The organism is Chitinophaga fulva, from assembly GCF_012927205.1.
Lineage (GTDB): Bacteria > Bacteroidota > Bacteroidia > Chitinophagales > Chitinophagaceae > Chitinophaga > Chitinophaga fulva.
The window spans coordinates 1,049,151-1,066,619 of the sequence record NZ_JABBGC010000003.1 but is presented as its reverse complement, the minus strand read 5'-3'; the positions used below and the strand labels follow the sequence as shown (position 1 = coordinate 1,066,619).

Below are 17,469 nucleotides of genomic sequence, written 5' to 3'. Positions count from 1 at the left end.
AATCTTTTTCAAGCTGCAAAATTTTTTTAGCGCTGAGCTGAAAGAATTTATGCATTCCAGAAAATTTAACTGTAACTACGGGTTCAGCTCATAGCTGTATTTTACCATGCCCAGCAGCTCTTTCCCTTTGCCATAGCAGGTTTCTTTGGATGGGAGCCCATTGCCCTGGTACTCATATTGCCAGATGGTGTAAGACGACGTTTGTGCATTGACGGTAGTCATCTTCGTCACCTGTCCCTGTGTATTGTATTCAAAGATATAGTCGGGCAGCATACGTTTCTTCGCAGGCTGATAGCGGTATACATCGGTCAACTGCCCGCTTTTGTCGTAGTTGTAATACGTACGTTTGGCGGGTGTGCCTTTGCGCTGCTCCAGCTCTTCGGTAACATGACCGGCACTATCGGTCTTAAAGGTCACCAATGCGGAATCGGTGCTGTTGCTTTTTTTCTGGACCATCTGCTGCAGGTACCCGGTGCTGTCATAGCTGTAGCTGCGGGTCTCATCGAAACGGATTTTGCTTTCCCGCGCAACGGAGCTGCTGCTGACAAACTGCAGTTTACCCTGGGTATCGTAACGGTACAAGGTGGTGGTGATACTGGCGGCGGAGCTGTCCACGGTCTTGGTCAACTGTCCCTTGGTGGAAAAAGTAGAGGTAAGGGCGGAATAGCCGGTGGCGGTGGACTGTGTCTGCGACTTCATCTGGTGATAGGTAGGGCTCAGACTGCGCTCACAGCGGAAATCCCGGTCGATCTCCATATTGGCGTCTAGCGTCATCACCCGCTGGAGCTGCACTTTGTTCTCCTTCAGCAGAGCCATAGTAGCTACGGTCTGCTGGGTATTATAGATATCCTGAAAATAAAACTGTGTGTAAGCCTTGCTGCCCATGGCCAGCATTCCCAATGCCAATAGGATCGTCTTCTTCATGTAGGTATGATCGCAGATTTTTGATGGTGACAATTACGACAAATGTAAAACGCAATTTTCATATTAAAATTTTTTAGCCGCATAAGATACATGACGATTATTGGTTATCTTGTTCCCCGATTTCATATTACAACCATCTAAATCGCGTGAAAACACAACCTTTACGGGCAGATAAAACCTGCCTCAACTGCGGCACGGAGGTCCAGGAACGTTTTTGCTCTCACTGTGGACAGGAAAATACGGTACAACATGAAAGTTTTGGCCACCTGGCAGGGCATGTCGTGGCAGATATCGTCCACTACGATTCCCGGTTCCTGACAACCATCAAATACCTGGTCATCCGCCCGGCATTTCTCACAAAAGAATATTGGGCCGGCAGAAGGGTACGGTATGTCAATCCGATCCAACTGTACGTATTCATCTCCTTCGTATTTTTCCTGTTCTTTACAATTCTCACCCATACACCAGGGCACGCAGACAAGAAAAAAACTGCACACAATGAGAAAATTACACTCGAGGAGAAAGCTGTGGATAAGGAGGATACTGCTCACCAGAAAAAGGACGACGTGATAGACCTGAGTGCAATGGACACCAATTATGGTAGCGCGGCGGAATTTGACTCGTTACAGGCAGCCCTCCCTCCGGGGAAACGGCTGACAGGTATAGAGTACCGCTGGCAGCGCCGTATCGCAGGATTAAAGGAAGAAGGCAAAACCGCAGATCAGGCGATAATGGAAATGTTCTCCCATAACCTGCCCAAAATCATGTTCCTCCTGATGCCATTGTTTGCGTTAATGGTGAAATGGAGCCATCGCAAACGTAAACTGGTGTATGTGGACCATGCCATTTTCACCATTCATATCCACTCGTTTTTATTTATCATCCTTTTTGTAGGACTGGTGCTCCGTTATTTTGTTCATGATGACCTGCCACTGAACCTGGCCTATTGGGGCGGATTCTTCTACCTGGTACTGGCGTTGAGAAATGCTTATCAGCAATCTTTCTGGAAATCGCTTATCAAGGGGAGCCTGCTTTTCGCTGGTTACATGTTTATTGCGGCGATGGTGTTCATGGTATTTATATTCGCGGTGCTGTCAGTCTGATGACACCCTGCATGACCTGTATCTGATTAAACACAACTATCTACATCGCGTGAAATCACAACACTTACGCTCTGAGAAAAACTGTCTCAACTGTAACACCGAAGTCCCGGAACGTTATTGCCCTCACTGCGGACAGGAAAATACGGTGCAACACGAAAGCTTCGGCCACCTTGTTGGTCATGTGGTGGCGGATATCGCTCACTATGATTCCAAATTGCTGGCAACGCTTAAGTACCTGACGGTGCGGCCAGGCCTGCTGACAAAAGAATACTGGGCCGGCAGAAGGATGCGTTATGTGAATCCAATTAAACTATACGTATTCATATCGGCCGTCTTTTTCTTCTTTTTCCTGGCCCTGGCAAATAGCCATAGAGAACATAATGCCAAGCCGGGCATTGAAACAGAGCTGGCAGACGTGGAGATGGGCGATATAGGCTCAGATTATAAAAGTGTAGCGGAATATGACGCCGCACAGGCAGCCAAACCAGCCAGTCAACGGAACACGGGACTGGAAGACCGTATAGAACGCCGTCTCGCGAAAATGAGGGAAAACAAACAAAGTGGTAAGGAAGTCATCAAGGAAATGTTTACCCATAACCTCCCTAAAATGATGTTTGTCCTCATGCCGCTATTTGCACTGATGGTGAAATGGACACACCGCAAACGCAACCTGCTGTTCACTGATCACGCCATTTTTACGATTCATCTCCATTCTTTCCTCTTTATCATCCTCTTTGTGGGACTGGTGCTACGCTATTTTATCCATGATGGTCTGCCGCTGGAGCTGGCCTATTGGGGCGCATTTTTGTATTTCGTTTTGGCGCTGAAAGATACCTATCAACAGTCTTTCTGGAAATCCCTGGTGAAAGCAACACTGCTGTGCTGCGGATATTTTTCTATTGTGGTGATCTTATTTGTGTTCGCGATATTTGGGGTACTGGCCGCCTATTGATAACAGCCGGAAAAGATAAAATATTATCTTTTTTCTTTAAATTGAGTGATGCAACCGGAATTTATTATCATACACCAGCAAGTGGCGCCCTATGTGGCCCACATCCAGTTAAACAGACCTAAAGAACTGAATGCCCTGAACCTTCAACTGATGGGGGAACTGCGCGATGCCCTGAAACTCCTCGATGCGGATGAACAGGTGCGTGCTATCGTTCTCAGTGGCAATGAAAAGGCTTTCGCGGCAGGCGCTGATATCAAACAGATGGCGGAAAAATCGGCTATCGACATGTTTAATACAGACCAGTTCAGCACCTGGGATACCATCAAAAGAACAAAAAAGCCCATTATCGCGGCGGTAAGCGGCTTCGCCCTGGGCGGTGGCTGCGAACTGATGATGCTCTGTGATATGATCGTTGCCAGCGAGACTGCCCGCTTCGGTCAACCGGAAATTAAACTGGGCGTCATGCCCGGCGCCGGCGGTACCCAGCGACTGACCCGCGCAGTAGGGAAGGCCCTGGCCATGGAAATGGTGCTCACCGGCCGCTTCATTACGGCGCAGGAGGCACAACAGGCTGGCCTGATCAACCGCGTGGTACCAGTAGAGCTGTTCCTGCAGGAGGCGATCAAACTGGCCGGTGAAGTGGCTTCTATGGCTCCGCTGGCGGTAAAAATGGCCAAAGAGGCTGTCCTCAAAGCTTTTGATACCACCCTCGATGAAGGCCTGCACTTCGAAAGAAAAAATTTCTACCTGCTCTTCGCTTCCGCTGACCAGAAAGAAGGTATGCAGGCATTTATGGAGAAAAGGGCCCCCGATTTTAAAGGCCAATAATCAACTGCAATACAAAAGACTGAAAAACCATTAAACTTTTTTGTTATTTGAATTGTTAACCTGATATCGAAAGATTAAACCCGTAATAGCAGCCGCAGGGTAGTGGTACCTGCCGGCTTTTGGCAACCCGTTTGTATTGATGATTAAAAATTTAACCATGACCGTCAAGTTGTTACCTGTAGCTATGCTCCTGATCAACCTCTGTACAATGGCCTGTAATGGCCCTGCCCAGGAGATCAGGGCCGTCATGCTGGCAGATGACACCACAGCGCCCCCCACAGACACCATGATCGCCAATGGCGATACTATTCAGACAGACAGAATTGCTTCCTGGAAGAAATTTGAGCAGTATAACGGACAGTTCGCGGAAGAAGTGGCACTACTGGAACAGGAACCGTTGAAATCCCGCCTCAACCGCCTGTTGGGCAAAAATCGCAAAACGTTTGAGGAACGCTTTAAAGTATGCCCGCCCATCGAAGTGGATGACAATACCCTTTTTAATCAGGGCCGCATGCCCGATGAAGCTGGCCCCTACGAAGCGGCCATCGCCATCGATATGGACCGCGATATCGTTTACGCGGCCTATTCCTTTCATAAAAACGTGATGATCTTCGCGGAGAAAAATGATACGCTTTATCCGAAGAAATTTAAACAATGGCTAAACCACTGATAGCCAGGATTATCGCTGATCCACCTGATTAGCGGAGACCCAAACGAATTCTAATAATAACAAACAGAGAATGCCCCTCATTGACCTAGCAATGAGGGGCATTCTCTTTATAAAATTTTAAAAATCAAATTAGATTAAATATAAACTCCGTTTTGATCTCCGCTAATCAGGTGGATCAGCGATAATCATGGCTATCAGCGGTCAAACTTGTTCTTCAACGCTGCCAGCTTCGCCTGGAAATCATTCATAGGCGCTTCTTTGGCGGGTTTCCCCTTGCGGTCATCGCGGTGATCGTCACGACGGTCATCACGACGCTCTTTGCGCGGTCCGCCACCGCCGCCCTGGGCTTTCTCTTGGTCTTTCATAGACAGGGAGATACGTTTACGGGCGATGTCCACTTCGAGAACGGTCACCTGCACCTTCTGGTTCAGTTTCACCGCTTCATTCGGATTGCTGATGAATTTGTTGGACATATGGGAGATATGCACCAAGCCATCCTGTTTTACCCCGATGTCCACGAAGGCGCCGAATGCGGTGATGTTGGTCACCACGCCGGGTAATACCATACCTGTTTTCAGGTCTTCGATTTTGTGGATGCCTTCAGCGTATTCGAAAATGGATATTTCATCACGCGGGTCGCGGCTGGGTTTGGCCAGCTCTTTCAGGATATCCTCAATGGTGAGCAAACCAGCGTCCTCACGCACAAAGTCTTTCGGATTGATTTTTTTGCGCAGGTCTTCCTGGCCGATCAGGTCCTCAACGCTACAGTGCTGTTTCTCGGCAATTTCTTTCACGAGGGCGTAGCGTTCAGGGTGTACGGCGGAGTTGTCCAGCGGGTTGTCGCCATTTTCGATGCGGAGGAAGCCGGCACACTGCTCAAAGGCTTTGTCACCCAGGCGGTGCACTTTCTTCAGCTGCGTACGATTGCTGAAGGCGCCGTTTTCCTTGCGGTATTTTACGATGTTTTCCGCGAGGGAAGGGCCAAGGCCGGAAACATATGCCAGCAGGTGTTTGGAGGCGGTATTGAGGTTTACGCCTACGTTGTTCACGCAGCTAACCACCACCCGGTCGAGGCTCTGTTTCAGGGAGGATTGGTTCACGTCATGCTGATATTGACCTACACCAATGGATTTGGGGTCGATCTTTACCAGTTCTGCCAGCGGATCGATCAGCCTGCGGCCGATGGATACGGAGCCACGTACGGTCACGTCCTGGTCCGGGAACTCTTCACGGGCCACCTCGGAAGCGGAGTACACGGAGGCACCGCTTTCGTTGACCATAAACACATTGATCTTTTTACCGAAGTCAATCTTCTTAACGAACTCTTCAGTCTCGCGGCCGGCGGTACCGTTACCTACAGCAATAGCTGCGGTATCGTACCGGTTAACCCATTTTTTCAGCAGGGCTTCGGCATCGTCTCTTTTATAATTTTTTTCCAGGGGGAAGATCACGTCATGGTCCAGCATATTGCCCTGGTTGTCCAGCGCTACTGTCTTACAACCGGTACGGTAACCAGGGTCGATGGCGATCACGGCTTTAGGGCCGAGCGGCGCCGCCAGCAACAGCTGACGCAGGTTCTCTGCAAATACGTCGATAGCTTCGGTATCTGCCTTGTCTTTGGCCACAGCCCTGAATTCATTTTCGAGGGACGGGCGCAACAGGCGTTTGTAAGCATCGGCGCCGGCTTTGGCTACCTGCTCGGAAGCGGCGCCTTTACCAGTCACAAATTGTTTGTTGATCAGCTCCATGGCCTCTTCTTCCTGTGGCGCGATGGTGCTGAACAGTATACCTTCAGACTCTGCGCGCAGAATAGCCAGTACCCGGTGGGACGGCACTTCGCGCAGGTCTTCTGAAAAGTCGAAATAGTCTTTGTATTTGTTGCCTTCCTCTTCTTTGCCTTCGGCTACTTTGGAAGTCATCTTGCCGGTATGGGTGAAGAGCTTACGCAGTTTGTCACGGCATTCAGCATTCTCATTGATCCATTCAGCGATGATGTCGCGGGCGCCTTTCAGGGCTTCGTCCGAAGAGGCTACCTGCTCGTTGATGAATGTCTCTGCGGCGCCGGTATCACCATCCTGCTGGTCAAACAGCAGCTTGGCCAGCGGCTCCAGCCCTTTCTCAATGGCCACGGTAGCGCGGGTCTTGCGTTTGGGCTTGTAAGGAAGGTAAATGTCCTCCAGCTCTGCCAGCACCCAGGTGCTCTCCAGTTTCTCCAGCAGCTCAGGGGTCATTTTCTCCTGCTCCGTAATGGTTTTGATGATAAACTCACGACGGTCGTCCACTTCTTTGTAACGCTTTTGCAGGTCTTCTATCTTACCTATCTGCACTTCATCCAGACTGCCCGTCACCTCCTTACGGTAACGGCTGATAAAGGGTACGGTAGACCCTTCGGACAACAACACCATGGTGTTCTCTGCCTGTTTGGCGGAGATGCCCAGTTCGGATGAAATAAGCGTAATGTGTTTCGCATTCATATCAATACTTTTTGGGATTTTTTTATGTTGGCAACTGACCGTGATACCTCGATTTAAACCGGTATTTATCCAGTCGCCAAATACTAAAATCGCTGAATTTTTTACAGCTCGCAAATGTAATTAAAAAGCCTTTTAATCGGAAAGCAATTTTACCCCCATTACCTGCCACGTTCAAAATGCCAAAATGACAAAATCTCTCTGTATTTTTACGGCTATGGAAAAGACAGCTACATTCGACAGATTGTTACAGATAATGGACGATTTAAGGGAAAAATGCCCCTGGGACCGCAAACAGACCATCCAGACACTGCGGCAACTGACCATTGAGGAAACCTACGAGCTGGCGGATGCCATCACGGAAGAAGACTGGAAGTCCATCAAAGAAGAACTGGGAGACATCCTCCTCCATATCGTCTTCTACGCTAAAATCGGTGCTGAAAAACAACAATTCGATATCAACGATGTCATCAACGGTGTATGCGATAAACTCATCACCAGACACCCCCATATTTACGGCGATGTAAAGGTACAGGATGAAGAAGAAGTGAAACTCAACTGGGAAAAAATTAAGTTGAAAGAAGGCAAAAAGTCCGTCCTCAGCGGTGTCCCCGTTTCCCTTCCGGCCCTCGTGAAAGCCATGCGCCTGCAGGAAAAAGCCAAACAAACCGGCTTCGAATGGGACAATACCAGCCAGGTATGGGATAAAGTGAAGGAAGAAGTGAATGAACTGGAAGAAGTAGTGAACGCCGGTGATCAGGATGCTATCGAAGCGGAATTCGGCGATGTCATGTTCTCACTGGTCAACTACTCCCGTTTCCTCAATATCGACGCGGAAAATGCATTGGAACGCACCAACAAAAAATTCCAGCGCCGCTTCCAGCACATGGAAGCCCTGGCGCTCGAACAGGGCCGCCGCCTCAACGATATGGACCTAACGGAAATGGACACACTCTGGAATAAAGCGAAAGAGGCTGGCATATAACAGCTCTCCTGTCCGATAATCCAATACCCAAATCATCATATAATCAAATACTTTTGATTGATATAAAAGAAATACGTCTCTTTTTCCTCCGGCATGGATATCTTCTGATCGTTGCAGCATGGCTGTTCACCTTCGCCTTCCTGTTCAGCAACTATTGGGCTTATTATTCCTCTCCGCAAGGTGTGAAAAGAAGCCTTGAGAAAAGCCTGCATCAACGGGAACAATCATTCGATAAACTGTTGAAGGACACCGCTGTTGTCAACAGCCTCTTTCAGCGTTCCTATGATGATAAAACACTGGAGAGGATCGGCAAACGTGACTACTTCGTATTTGCCTACGACTCCAGCACACAAGGCACCTGGCTTACCTTCTGGAGCACCAGTCAGGTACAGCCGGAAGAGATGCCGGATGTGCTCCAGCCCGGCGCACAGTTCATGAAACTGAAAAACGGGTACTACGAAATCATTACCCGGCAAATGAAAATACCGGGCAATCATCAGCATTTTGTGGTGGCTGCGATCCCGGTACGCATGGAGTATGCGATCAGGAACAGCTTTCTCATCAGCCATTTTTATAACAAATCAGAACTGGGGCCGGAATACACCATCCATATGGACCTCCCCAGCCTCATCTTGCCAGATCATACCATCCTGCCGGTGAAAAACGGGAGTGACCAAACTCTCTTTTTCCTCGACTACAATAAAAACATCCGCGCCCAGCCTCCCAATACCCTCAGCGTGATCCTGCGCGTACTGGGATGTATCTGCGTACTCATTTTCTTTAACCTGTTCGCTACGCTGCTGGCCAAAAACACTAACCCGCTCTACGGGTTCCTGTTCCTTTTCCTCGTGGTCTTCAGCCTCCGCGTATTGAGTTACACTTACGCTTTCCCGTTCAATTTCCGCGCACTGAACGTGTTTAACCCGGTTATTTATGCGAAAGACGAAATATTCTATTCGCTCGGTGACCTGCTGCTCAACGTGCTGCTGGCTTTCTGGATGATCCTGTTTTTCCGCGAACACGTTAAAACAATCAACCTGCCTGTGATCCGCAAACGCTGGCTGCAAAGCATCGTGATCATTGTGGCCAGCCTCCTGCTGTATATGGTGGAACAGTTCCTCGCAGACCTGATCCAGAGCCTTGTGATAGACTCCCATATATCGTTCGATGTAACCAATCCTTTCAGTCTCACGGAATACAGCCTGATCGGATTTGTGGTGCTCGGGTTTATCTCTTTCAGCTTCCTGTTTTTCTCCCAGATCATCAACTACCTGCTCAATGAGCTCACCAATTTCCAGTATCGCGCTAAGTATGTGTGGCTGGCAGCTGTAGGTATCATCTGGCTGCTGTTCCGTATCCACAACCCGGAACTGCCTTTCTCTGTGGCTATGGTCATCTGGCTGCTGCTGTACATCGTGCTGCTCGACTTCCTGGCAGATCGTTTTGAAAGCAGTGTGGCCACGGTGCCTTTCCTTTTCTGGCTCTTCCTGCTCACCGTCACCACTTCCGGCGCACTGGTATATTACAACGATCAGAAAGAGCTGTCTGCCCGTGAAAAGCTGGCTGCTGACCTCTCCAAACAAAAAGATCCTTACCTGGAGATGTTGCTCAATGACCTCGGCAAAAAAATTGAACACGATGAATACATGCAGTACTTCTTTATGGACAAAGGAAGTAAACAATCCAAAGCCCGTATGGAGGAAGTGCTGCAGCAAAATTATTTTCAGGGGTACCTGAGCCGCTTTGATGTGGCGTTTTATCCATACGATGAAAACGGTCAGCCTATCTATGCCGGCGATACGACCAGCCTCATCTCGTTCAACCGCCGCATGTTCTTTGAATCGGAAGTTTCTCCTTCGGATGTCAGCGGTAATGACCTCTATTACTACGAGCCCAGCTTCAACGATTATAATTATATCGGTAAAAAGGAATTCCATAACCCGGTAGACAATACCGGAACGGGCTGGCTGGTATATGTGCTCAAACCCAAGATATTCAGCCAGGAACGGCTGTATCCCGAGTTGCTGGTAGAGGGCGACCTCTACGACCGCAGCCGGGAATCACAGGCCAACTACTCTTATGCGATTTATGATAAAGGGGTATTGGTCAGTCATTACAGCGATTATCCGTTCCCCATCCGGCTATATCCCGGCGATGTGCCGCCTGGTGAACTAACGATAAAAGATGTGGACAGGCACTCTGAAATGATCTATCGTGCTTCTCCGGAGAAGGTGGTGTTTGTGGTAAAACAAAGTCGTACGTTCGTTGAGTTTATCACGCTCTTTGCTTACATGTTCTGCCTGTTCCTGTTGATTATTGTGATATACAAGGTGTTCGATCTGTTGATTAAGGCAAGGATGCGCGTTAGCAACATCCGGGCACTGATCAATATTAGTATCCGTAAGAAAGTGCATGGCACCATCATCTTTGTGGTGGTCTTCTCTTTCGTGATACTCGGTATTACCACCACCATGTTCTTTATCTGGCGATCGGAAGTACAGAACCGCGAAAAGCTCAGTAAAACGATGGGAGAGGTGGCCACCGATGTGGAAACGGTATTCCTCAACCAGCGCGACATGGACGAGATCGACAATATGTACGATCCCGTGTTTAAAGAGAAGCTGACGGCCGCTCTGGGCAATATCGCCAATGAACGGGCACTCGATATCAACGTATATGATGCAGACGGTAACCTGCGCCTCACCACGCAACCGCTGATGACTGAGAAAGGCCTTATCTCCGGTAAAATGGAGCCGATGGCTTATTATGAGATATCCCGCCTCCAGCATATTCAGTTTATTCAGACAGAAAAGATTGGCACCATGCCGTTCCTGTCGGGCTATATGCCGCTGCGTAACCGCAACGGCGATGTAATGGCTTATCTCAATGTACCTTATTTCGCTACGCAGACAGAGCGTAACCAGCAGATCTCCAACTTCCTGGTGGCGCTGATCAATTTCAACGCGTTCATTTTCCTCATTGCCGGGATGGTGGCGCTGTTGATCACCAACTCCATTACACGGTCATTCTCACTGGTAACGGAGAAGCTGCGGCACGTGAACCTGGGCCAGCGCAACGATGAAATTGAATGGGAAAAAGATGATGAAATCGGTGCACTGGTAAAGGAATACAACAAGATGGTGCGGAAGCTGGAAGTCAGTGCCGCCCGGTTGGCCAAGAGCGAAAGGGAAGGGGCCTGGAGGGAAATGGCGCGCCAGGTGGCCCACGAGATCAAGAATCCGCTTACCCCGATGAAGCTGAGTATACAGTACCTGCAACGGGCCATCGCCGGCGATTCGCCCAATGTGAAGGAACTGTCTACCAATATGGCCCGCACGCTGGTGGAACAGATAGAGCACCTGTCCAATATCGCATCCGATTTCTCGGCTTTTGCCCGTATCGGGGAACCGAATAATGAAGTGGTATTGTTGAATGAAGTACTGTCTTCACTGACAGGCCTCTATCAGACGCAGGAAGACTGTAACATCGAATATGTGGAACCGGGAAGGCCGCTCTATGTATTTGCCGATAAAACACAGATGAACCGGTTGTTTACCAACCTGTTGCTCAATGCTATCCAGGCTATTCCGGAAGATACCCAGGGCCTTATCCGCGTACGGCTGCAGGAAACGGTGGACCATTACGTGATTGTAAGCGTGGCCGACAATGGGGGAGGGATTTCTCCGGAGGTGCAGTCCAAAATCTTTGTGCCCAATTTCACTACCAAATCATCCGGTACCGGGTTAGGTCTTGCTATGTGTAAAAACATTGCAGAACAAACAAGAGGGGAGATCTGGTTTGAGACCAAGCTTAATGAAGGAACTACTTTCTATGTAAAACTTCCGCTGTACGATGGACAATAATCAATCATTCCAAAATTTCGGGGCAAATTTCGCATTCCCCATCGATCATTTTCGCATTCCCAGGGCTGAAGCCCTGGGCTACGATGTCGTTCAGGTTCTAAAGGATAATATGGCTTCCAGATTATTGGTAAAACGTTTCTCCCATCCATTACAGTTCCGGCCACCATATTACCGGTAAAATCTTTTCTCATCTATTGCAACCCTATTCCCATATTACCAGTAAAACCTTATTACATCCATCACACCCCATTCTTCCTTAAAAACCTGAATAACATCGTAGCCCAGGGCTTCAGCCCTGGGGACAAAAATGACGGAACAAAAAAAGGGCAAACCAAACGGCTTGCCCTTTTTCAATATCTTATTCTCTTAGCTATTGCTGTGGAAGCTCTCTTGGATCTTTTCCAGCAATTTACTTTCAATCATTTGTTGTGCCAGCAGGATCATATTTTTGAAGGCAACGTTCTGGGAGATACCATGACCGATGATAACCGGTTTTGAAACGCCCAGCACGGGTGTGCCGCCATAAGATTCTGAGTCTAATTTGGCCAGGTATTCATCGTTGATATTACGTCTTGACGTGATATCGTAGATGGATTCGGCCATTTTTAAGATAATGTTGCCGGTAAAACCTTCACATACAATGACATCGGCTTTTTCGGATAAAACATCTCTGCCTTCGATATTTCCGATGAAATTGATTTGTTTGGTCTCTTTTAACAGCGGATAGGTGGCCTGGGCCAGTAAATTGCCTTTACCTTCTTCTTCGCCGATATTCAGCAGACCCACCTTCGGGTTATCAACCTTCAGGATGTGTTTGGAATACAGGGAGCCGAGGATAGCGAATTGCACCAGGTTTTCAGGTTTACAGTCAGCGTTGATACCTACATCCAGCATTAGTCCTTGTGTACCGTTTTCACGGGGGACCAGGGTAGAAATAGTTGGGCGTTGCACACCATCAATGGCTTTAATGGAATAGAAGGTACCTACCATCATGGCGCCGGTATTACCTGCGCTGATGAAAGCATCTATCTTCTCATTTTTCAGTAAATGAAAGCCAATAGAGATGGAGGATTGTGGCTTCTCTTTCAGTGCCCTGGTAGGGTGCTCATTCATCCCGATTACCTGGGATGAATGAACAACTGAATATTTTGATTGGTCCACCTGCGCTTCCGCTAATAAAGGGACCAGTTGTGACTCGTCCCCTATCAGCACCAGATGCGCATCAGATGCAACGGTGTCTAAAAATAATTTTACTCCTTTTACTGCTGCTGCGGGGGCAAAATCGCCTCCCATCATATCAAGCCCGATTCTCATGTAACTCAAGTTTGTCTTGTTAGCTCGGGTAAAAATAGTAAAATAAATTATTTAGCGGCGCTCTGTTTTTCCAACACTACTTTTCCTTTGTAGTACAGTTTGTTTTCTACCCAATGAGCACGATGTCTCAGGTGCACTTCACCGGTTGCGCTGTCTGTGCTTAATGTATCCGCTACCGCCTTATAATGCGTTCTTCTCTTTGCTGATCTCTGCTGAGAATGTCTGCGTTTAGGATTTGGCATTTTATTTAATTTTTAATTGTCCTTAAATTTATCCAACCCTTTCCAGATTGGGTTATCGTTCTCTTTAGCCTGCTGGTTCATACGTTCCAGCATTTCTATTACCTTGGGATCACATCCGCTTTTGCCGTCGGCAGTGTCAGGATGGATACGTTGCATCGGAATGCTCAGCAGGATAAACTCGTATATCCATTCCGCCACGTTCAGATGGCTTTCGGTCTTGGAAATATACGCTACATCCGGATCTGCGTCCTCGCTGGCCATTTCTTCAGGATTGTCCACCGTTTTCACAATCTGGTTGAACTCATCCCAGAGCTGTAGCTCGTAAGGCTGTCCACAACGGTCGCAGGTAACTGTTACCGTACCGCCGATTTCAAACTTCAGCAAAAAGAAATTAATCTTTTTGTCCAGCGTCAGGTTCACTGTTGCCTTACAATCACTGAAGTCCCTTTCTCCTTCAAAATGCTCAAAGAAACTTTCTCCGATCTCATATTGAAATGAATGCACCCCTGGTTTTAATCCAACAAAGGCTATATCAAATTCGCGGAGTGGTTTCATATCAATGTCCTCACTTTTAGAGGGATGCAAAGGTAATTAAATATTTGCAATTGCAAAAATTTCCTAAATTTGTTCACTATCGATATCCAGATTATATATATTTATATATCAGAATATCATCCATATTGCTGTTGCAAACAGCGGAAGTGAGCCGCAAAGGTAAGAATTTCTGCCTTTATCTCATACCTGTTTTTTGCAATACAACCATGAAAATTGAAAACCGAAGTCCCCTGGCCATCATAACCAATGACATCCAAAGGAAAGAATGCAAGGAAAATCCCGGCCCCTGACACGGATCAAACACAGTCCCGTGACACTCCGGACATCTGCTCGCTGCCTATCCACGCTTGGCTCAGCCACACCAGCGCCGGTATCCTCGTGACAGATGAAAATTTCCGTTGCCGCTGGACAAACGACGTTTTGCTGCAGCGCCTGCCATATCCAATCCCGGAAAATCTGCCTTTTGACGACCTTATCCAGCTTTTGAAACCATTCGTCGCCAATCAGGAAGCTTTTGCCGCTAAAATGAATGCCCTCCGGAACGAAAAAAAATCGCTTTTCGGCTGGGAACTGGTACTGCAGAACGGAACTACCGTGGAAGTGGCCTATACCGCTCTTTTTAACGGCCCCGCCTTCCAGGGCAGCGTCTGGCAGGTCATCAATATCACCCGTAAATACCAGTTCCAGGAGGAAATCAAACATAATGAGCACAAATTCCGCGTGATGCTCAATAACCTCAACGCGGCCATGTGCGAAACGGACCTGGACGGTAACATCACCCGTGTATACGAAAGCTTCTGCCGCCTCTCCGGCTACACAGAAGCGGAACTGCTGGGTAGAAATATTACCGACGTGTTCGTACCGGAGGAAAACCGCGCCTTCGCCCGCGCCCTCCGCCGTAAACGCCTCTCGGAAAACCTCCCGCTGCTCTATGATATGGAAATCGTGCTGAAAGACGGCTCCCGCAGATGGGTGCTCGCCAGCTCGGCCAATGTGTACGACCGCAACGGTAACATCACCGGCGGCGCCGGCATCCACATGGACATCACCGGGCAGAAACGCCTCCAGCGCGACCTGGAAAACGCCCGCCGCCTGGCCGATGAAGCACGCCTCGCACAAAAAGATTTCCTGGCCAGCATGAGCCACGAAATACGCACCCCCCTCAACGCCATCATCGGAATGGCCCACCTCCTGGAAGAAACCAGTCTCGACACGCAACAAAAGGAATATGTCAACATCCTTAAACACTCCTCCGGCATACTGCTGGGCATCGTCAGTGATATACTCGATATTTCCCGTATAGAAGCAGGGGAACTGCAGGTCAACCAAAGGGAATTCAACCCACGGGAACTGATACAGTCCCTCCGGCAGACTTTTGAGCTAAAACTGGGCCGCAGGCCGGTCTCCATCACCGCTGAACTGGATGCCAACCTCAACACCTGGCTGATCGGCGATGACGTACTGCTGAACCAAATATTGCTGAATTTGTTAGGTAATGCGGAGAAGTTCACGAGCGAAGGAGAAATAGCCATTAAAGCCACACAGGAAAGCTGGCTCGATAATACCATCTGGGTACGCTTCCGCGTGTGTGATACCGGCATCGGTATCCGCAAGGATAAACTGGAATTGATTTTCCGCAACTACAAACAGGCAGAAGGAGATATCCGCGAAAAATACGGCGGCACAGGCCTCGGCCTCGCTATCGTAAAACAACTCGTGGAACTGCTCGGAGGCACCATCAGCGTGGAAGATTACCCGGGATATAATACCTGCTTTGTCTTTGACCTCCCATTCATGGACAGCAGAAAACCTATCTCCGCATCGGGCAACAAACCACGTAAAAAACTGAAACAACGTACCTTTGAGGAAGCCCGTGTACTGGTAGTGGAAGATAATCAGATGAACCTGCGTTACATGATGAGCCTCCTGGAAAAATATAAAATCAATTACCAGCTGGCCACCAATGGACCCGATGCCACATGGTTTCTCAACGCCCGGCAATATGACCTTATCCTTATGGATATCCGTATCCCCGGTATGAATGGACTGGAACTGGCCCAAAAGATCAGAACAGATGAAAACCAATTCAATGTGGCTACACCTATTATCGCCACTACGGCTGTTGCCATGGAAAACACCGCCGCCACCGTGAGGGCCGCGGGCATCACCGATATTCTTATTAAACCGTATACACCGGACCAGCTACTACAGATCTTTAACAAATATCTCAACGAAGAAGAAACAGAATTAATAATGGAAGAAGAAGTGCAGAACATCAGCGGATTTGAGTTCCACCCGGAATTGGACGTTAAGTATCTCACAGCGCTCTATGAGAACAATATTTCCTATGCGGCTGACTTATTTGAAATATTTATCCGGACCATCCGGGACGAAATCAAAAAATTAAAGGCTATCGTAGATACAGGCGACTGGGAGCGCGTGAAGTTCCAGGTGCATAAACTGAAACCCAACTTCGCCATGGTGGGCCTTACCTGGATCAGCGCCAAAATGCAGGAACTGGAAAACAACCTCCGCACCGGAGAACCGCAACAGCCGGAAGGTACCACCCGCCTTTTCGATGAAATCGTGGCAGACGTGGACAAATACTACCCGGTGGTGGATGAGGAATATGCCCGTATGCGGGAATTTGTGGACGCTGCCTCGCATCCGCATCAATAGGCCTGCAATATTTCCCGTATGCTGCTGTGGTAATTGCCGCCAAATAATAACATATGTACCAGTAAAGGATATAACTGACAAACACCAATCCGCTGTTGCCATCCCGGCGACAGCGGCCAGGCTGCCTGGTAGGCATAATAAAAACGGGTGTCAAAACCACCAAACAAACGTGCCATCGCTAAATCCATCTCCCGGTGACCGTAATACACGGCCGGATCAAATACACAAGCCCTGCCATCCGGCCCTACCATAAAATTACCCGACCATAAGTCGCCATGCAACAACGCCGGAGCCTCGGCAGGAAACAACTGCGGCAACTGCCGGCAAAGCCGCTCCGCCTGCTGTACCATACCCTGATCTATAACCTGCTGATCATAAGCCATTCTGATCAGGGGCATCAGCCGGTTAAAGGCATAAAATACCGGCCAGCTGCTGTAAGGAGTGTTATATTGCCGCAGCGTACCGATATAATTCGGCGCCTGATACCCGAAATGCGGCTGCGTTTTTTTATGCTGCTGCGCCAGCGACTGCGCAAAATGTTCCCAGAAATCCTGTACGGCATTGCCTTTCATCATCAGCTCCATCAACAGATAGGCCTGCCCGTTGCTCTGGCCGTAAGCCAGCGGCTGCGGTACTGTCAACGCACGTGCGGCATGCAAAGCCTCCAGCCCCGCATATTCGGCGGCAAACATATCCGGATAACGACGGGCATCATTCAGCTTCAGGAAAAAGTATCCCTCGTTGGTGCCTATACGAAATGTTTGGTTAATATCGCCACCATGTACGCTTTTTGCGTCATTAATATGTATTTTCACTTTCAGCTGTTCGGATAATGCCGCGCTCAGTTGTTTTTGTAGAATTTCATCGATCATGTTTCGCCACT

General features: G+C 48.6%; 13 protein-coding genes. 7 read left to right on the top strand and 6 right to left on the bottom strand.

What is annotated here, in order from left to right; all coding sequences use genetic code 11:
• Window positions 1-75: 75 nt before the first annotated feature.
• Window positions 76-924 carry a hypothetical protein gene (locus tag HHL17_RS27660; protein ID WP_169228065.1) on the bottom strand — a complete coding sequence of 283 codons (849 nt, stop codon included), beginning with the start codon at window positions 922-924 and terminating at the stop codon, window positions 76-78.
• A gap of 146 nt (window positions 925-1,070) precedes the next feature.
• Here HHL17_RS27660 and HHL17_RS27655 point away from each other — a divergent pair, with 146 nt between their 5' ends.
• From HHL17_RS27655 to HHL17_RS27640, 4 genes are all read left to right on the top strand, one after another.
• On the top strand, window positions 1,071-2,027 hold the full coding sequence (locus tag HHL17_RS27655) for a DUF3667 domain-containing protein (protein WP_169228064.1): 957 nt from the start codon (window positions 1,071-1,073) through the stop codon (window positions 2,025-2,027).
• A gap of 49 nt (window positions 2,028-2,076) precedes the next feature.
• Window positions 2,077-2,979: a DUF3667 domain-containing protein gene (locus HHL17_RS27650; RefSeq protein ID WP_169228063.1), complete on the top strand. Its 903-nt coding sequence runs from the start codon at window positions 2,077-2,079 to the stop codon at window positions 2,977-2,979.
• A 48-nt stretch (window positions 2,980-3,027) separates the two neighbouring features.
• Complete coding sequence (locus tag HHL17_RS27645; RefSeq protein WP_169228062.1) at window positions 3,028-3,807, top strand: enoyl-CoA hydratase-related protein; 780 nt, start codon at window positions 3,028-3,030, stop codon at window positions 3,805-3,807.
• Window positions 3,808-3,964: 157 nt separating this feature from the next.
• On the top strand, window positions 3,965-4,477 hold the full coding sequence (locus HHL17_RS27640; protein ID WP_169228061.1) for a hypothetical protein: 513 nt from the start codon (window positions 3,965-3,967) through the stop codon (window positions 4,475-4,477).
• Window positions 4,478-4,671: 194 nt separating this feature from the next.
• On the opposite strand, the gene HHL17_RS27635 is transcribed toward HHL17_RS27640, so the two are convergent.
• Entirely contained in the window at window positions 4,672-6,951 is a 2,280-nt protein-coding gene (locus HHL17_RS27635) for a Tex family protein (RefSeq protein WP_169228060.1), read from the bottom strand.
• A gap of 214 nt (window positions 6,952-7,165) precedes the next feature.
• On the opposite strand from HHL17_RS27635, the gene mazG reads away from it, so the two are divergent.
• Both mazG and HHL17_RS27625 read left to right on the top strand, forming a co-directional pair.
• Window positions 7,166-7,933: a nucleoside triphosphate pyrophosphohydrolase gene (gene mazG, locus HHL17_RS27630; RefSeq protein WP_169228059.1), complete on the top strand. Its 768-nt coding sequence runs from the start codon at window positions 7,166-7,168 to the stop codon at window positions 7,931-7,933.
• A 53-nt stretch (window positions 7,934-7,986) separates the two neighbouring features.
• Window positions 7,987-11,796: a sensor histidine kinase gene (locus HHL17_RS27625; RefSeq protein ID WP_169228058.1), complete on the top strand. Its 3,810-nt coding sequence runs from the start codon at window positions 7,987-7,989 to the stop codon at window positions 11,794-11,796.
• Between the two features lie 366 nt (window positions 11,797-12,162).
• Here HHL17_RS27625 and plsX read toward each other — a convergent pair whose 3' ends face one another.
• Genes plsX through HHL17_RS27610 form a run of 3 tightly spaced genes read right to left on the bottom strand, consistent with a single transcriptional unit; the run spans window position 12,163 to window position 13,907 of the window.
• Complete coding sequence (gene plsX, locus HHL17_RS27620) at window positions 12,163-13,110, bottom strand: phosphate acyltransferase PlsX (RefSeq protein ID WP_169228057.1); 948 nt, start codon at window positions 13,108-13,110, stop codon at window positions 12,163-12,165.
• Between the two features lie 47 nt (window positions 13,111-13,157).
• Window positions 13,158-13,352, bottom strand: a complete 195-nt coding sequence (rpmF, locus tag HHL17_RS27615) for a 50S ribosomal protein L32 (protein WP_073079237.1) — start codon at window positions 13,350-13,352, stop codon at window positions 13,158-13,160.
• 12 nt (window positions 13,353-13,364) lie between these two features.
• A complete protein-coding gene (locus tag HHL17_RS27610; protein ID WP_169228056.1) occupies window positions 13,365-13,907 on the bottom strand; it encodes a YceD family protein in 543 nt (180 codons plus the stop codon).
• A gap of 246 nt (window positions 13,908-14,153) precedes the next feature.
• Between HHL17_RS27610 and HHL17_RS27605 the strand changes: the two genes are divergently transcribed.
• Complete coding sequence (locus HHL17_RS27605; RefSeq protein WP_169228055.1) at window positions 14,154-16,586, top strand: PAS domain-containing hybrid sensor histidine kinase/response regulator; 2,433 nt, start codon at window positions 14,154-14,156, stop codon at window positions 16,584-16,586.
• Here HHL17_RS27605 and HHL17_RS27600 read toward each other — a convergent pair.
• Window positions 16,580-17,458 carry a fructosamine kinase family protein gene (locus HHL17_RS27600; RefSeq protein WP_169228054.1) on the bottom strand — a complete coding sequence of 293 codons (879 nt, stop codon included), beginning with the start codon at window positions 17,456-17,458 and terminating at the stop codon, window positions 16,580-16,582. The two genes, HHL17_RS27605 and HHL17_RS27600, sit on opposite strands and share 7 nt — an antisense overlap.
• Window positions 17,459-17,469 lie beyond the last annotated feature (11 nt).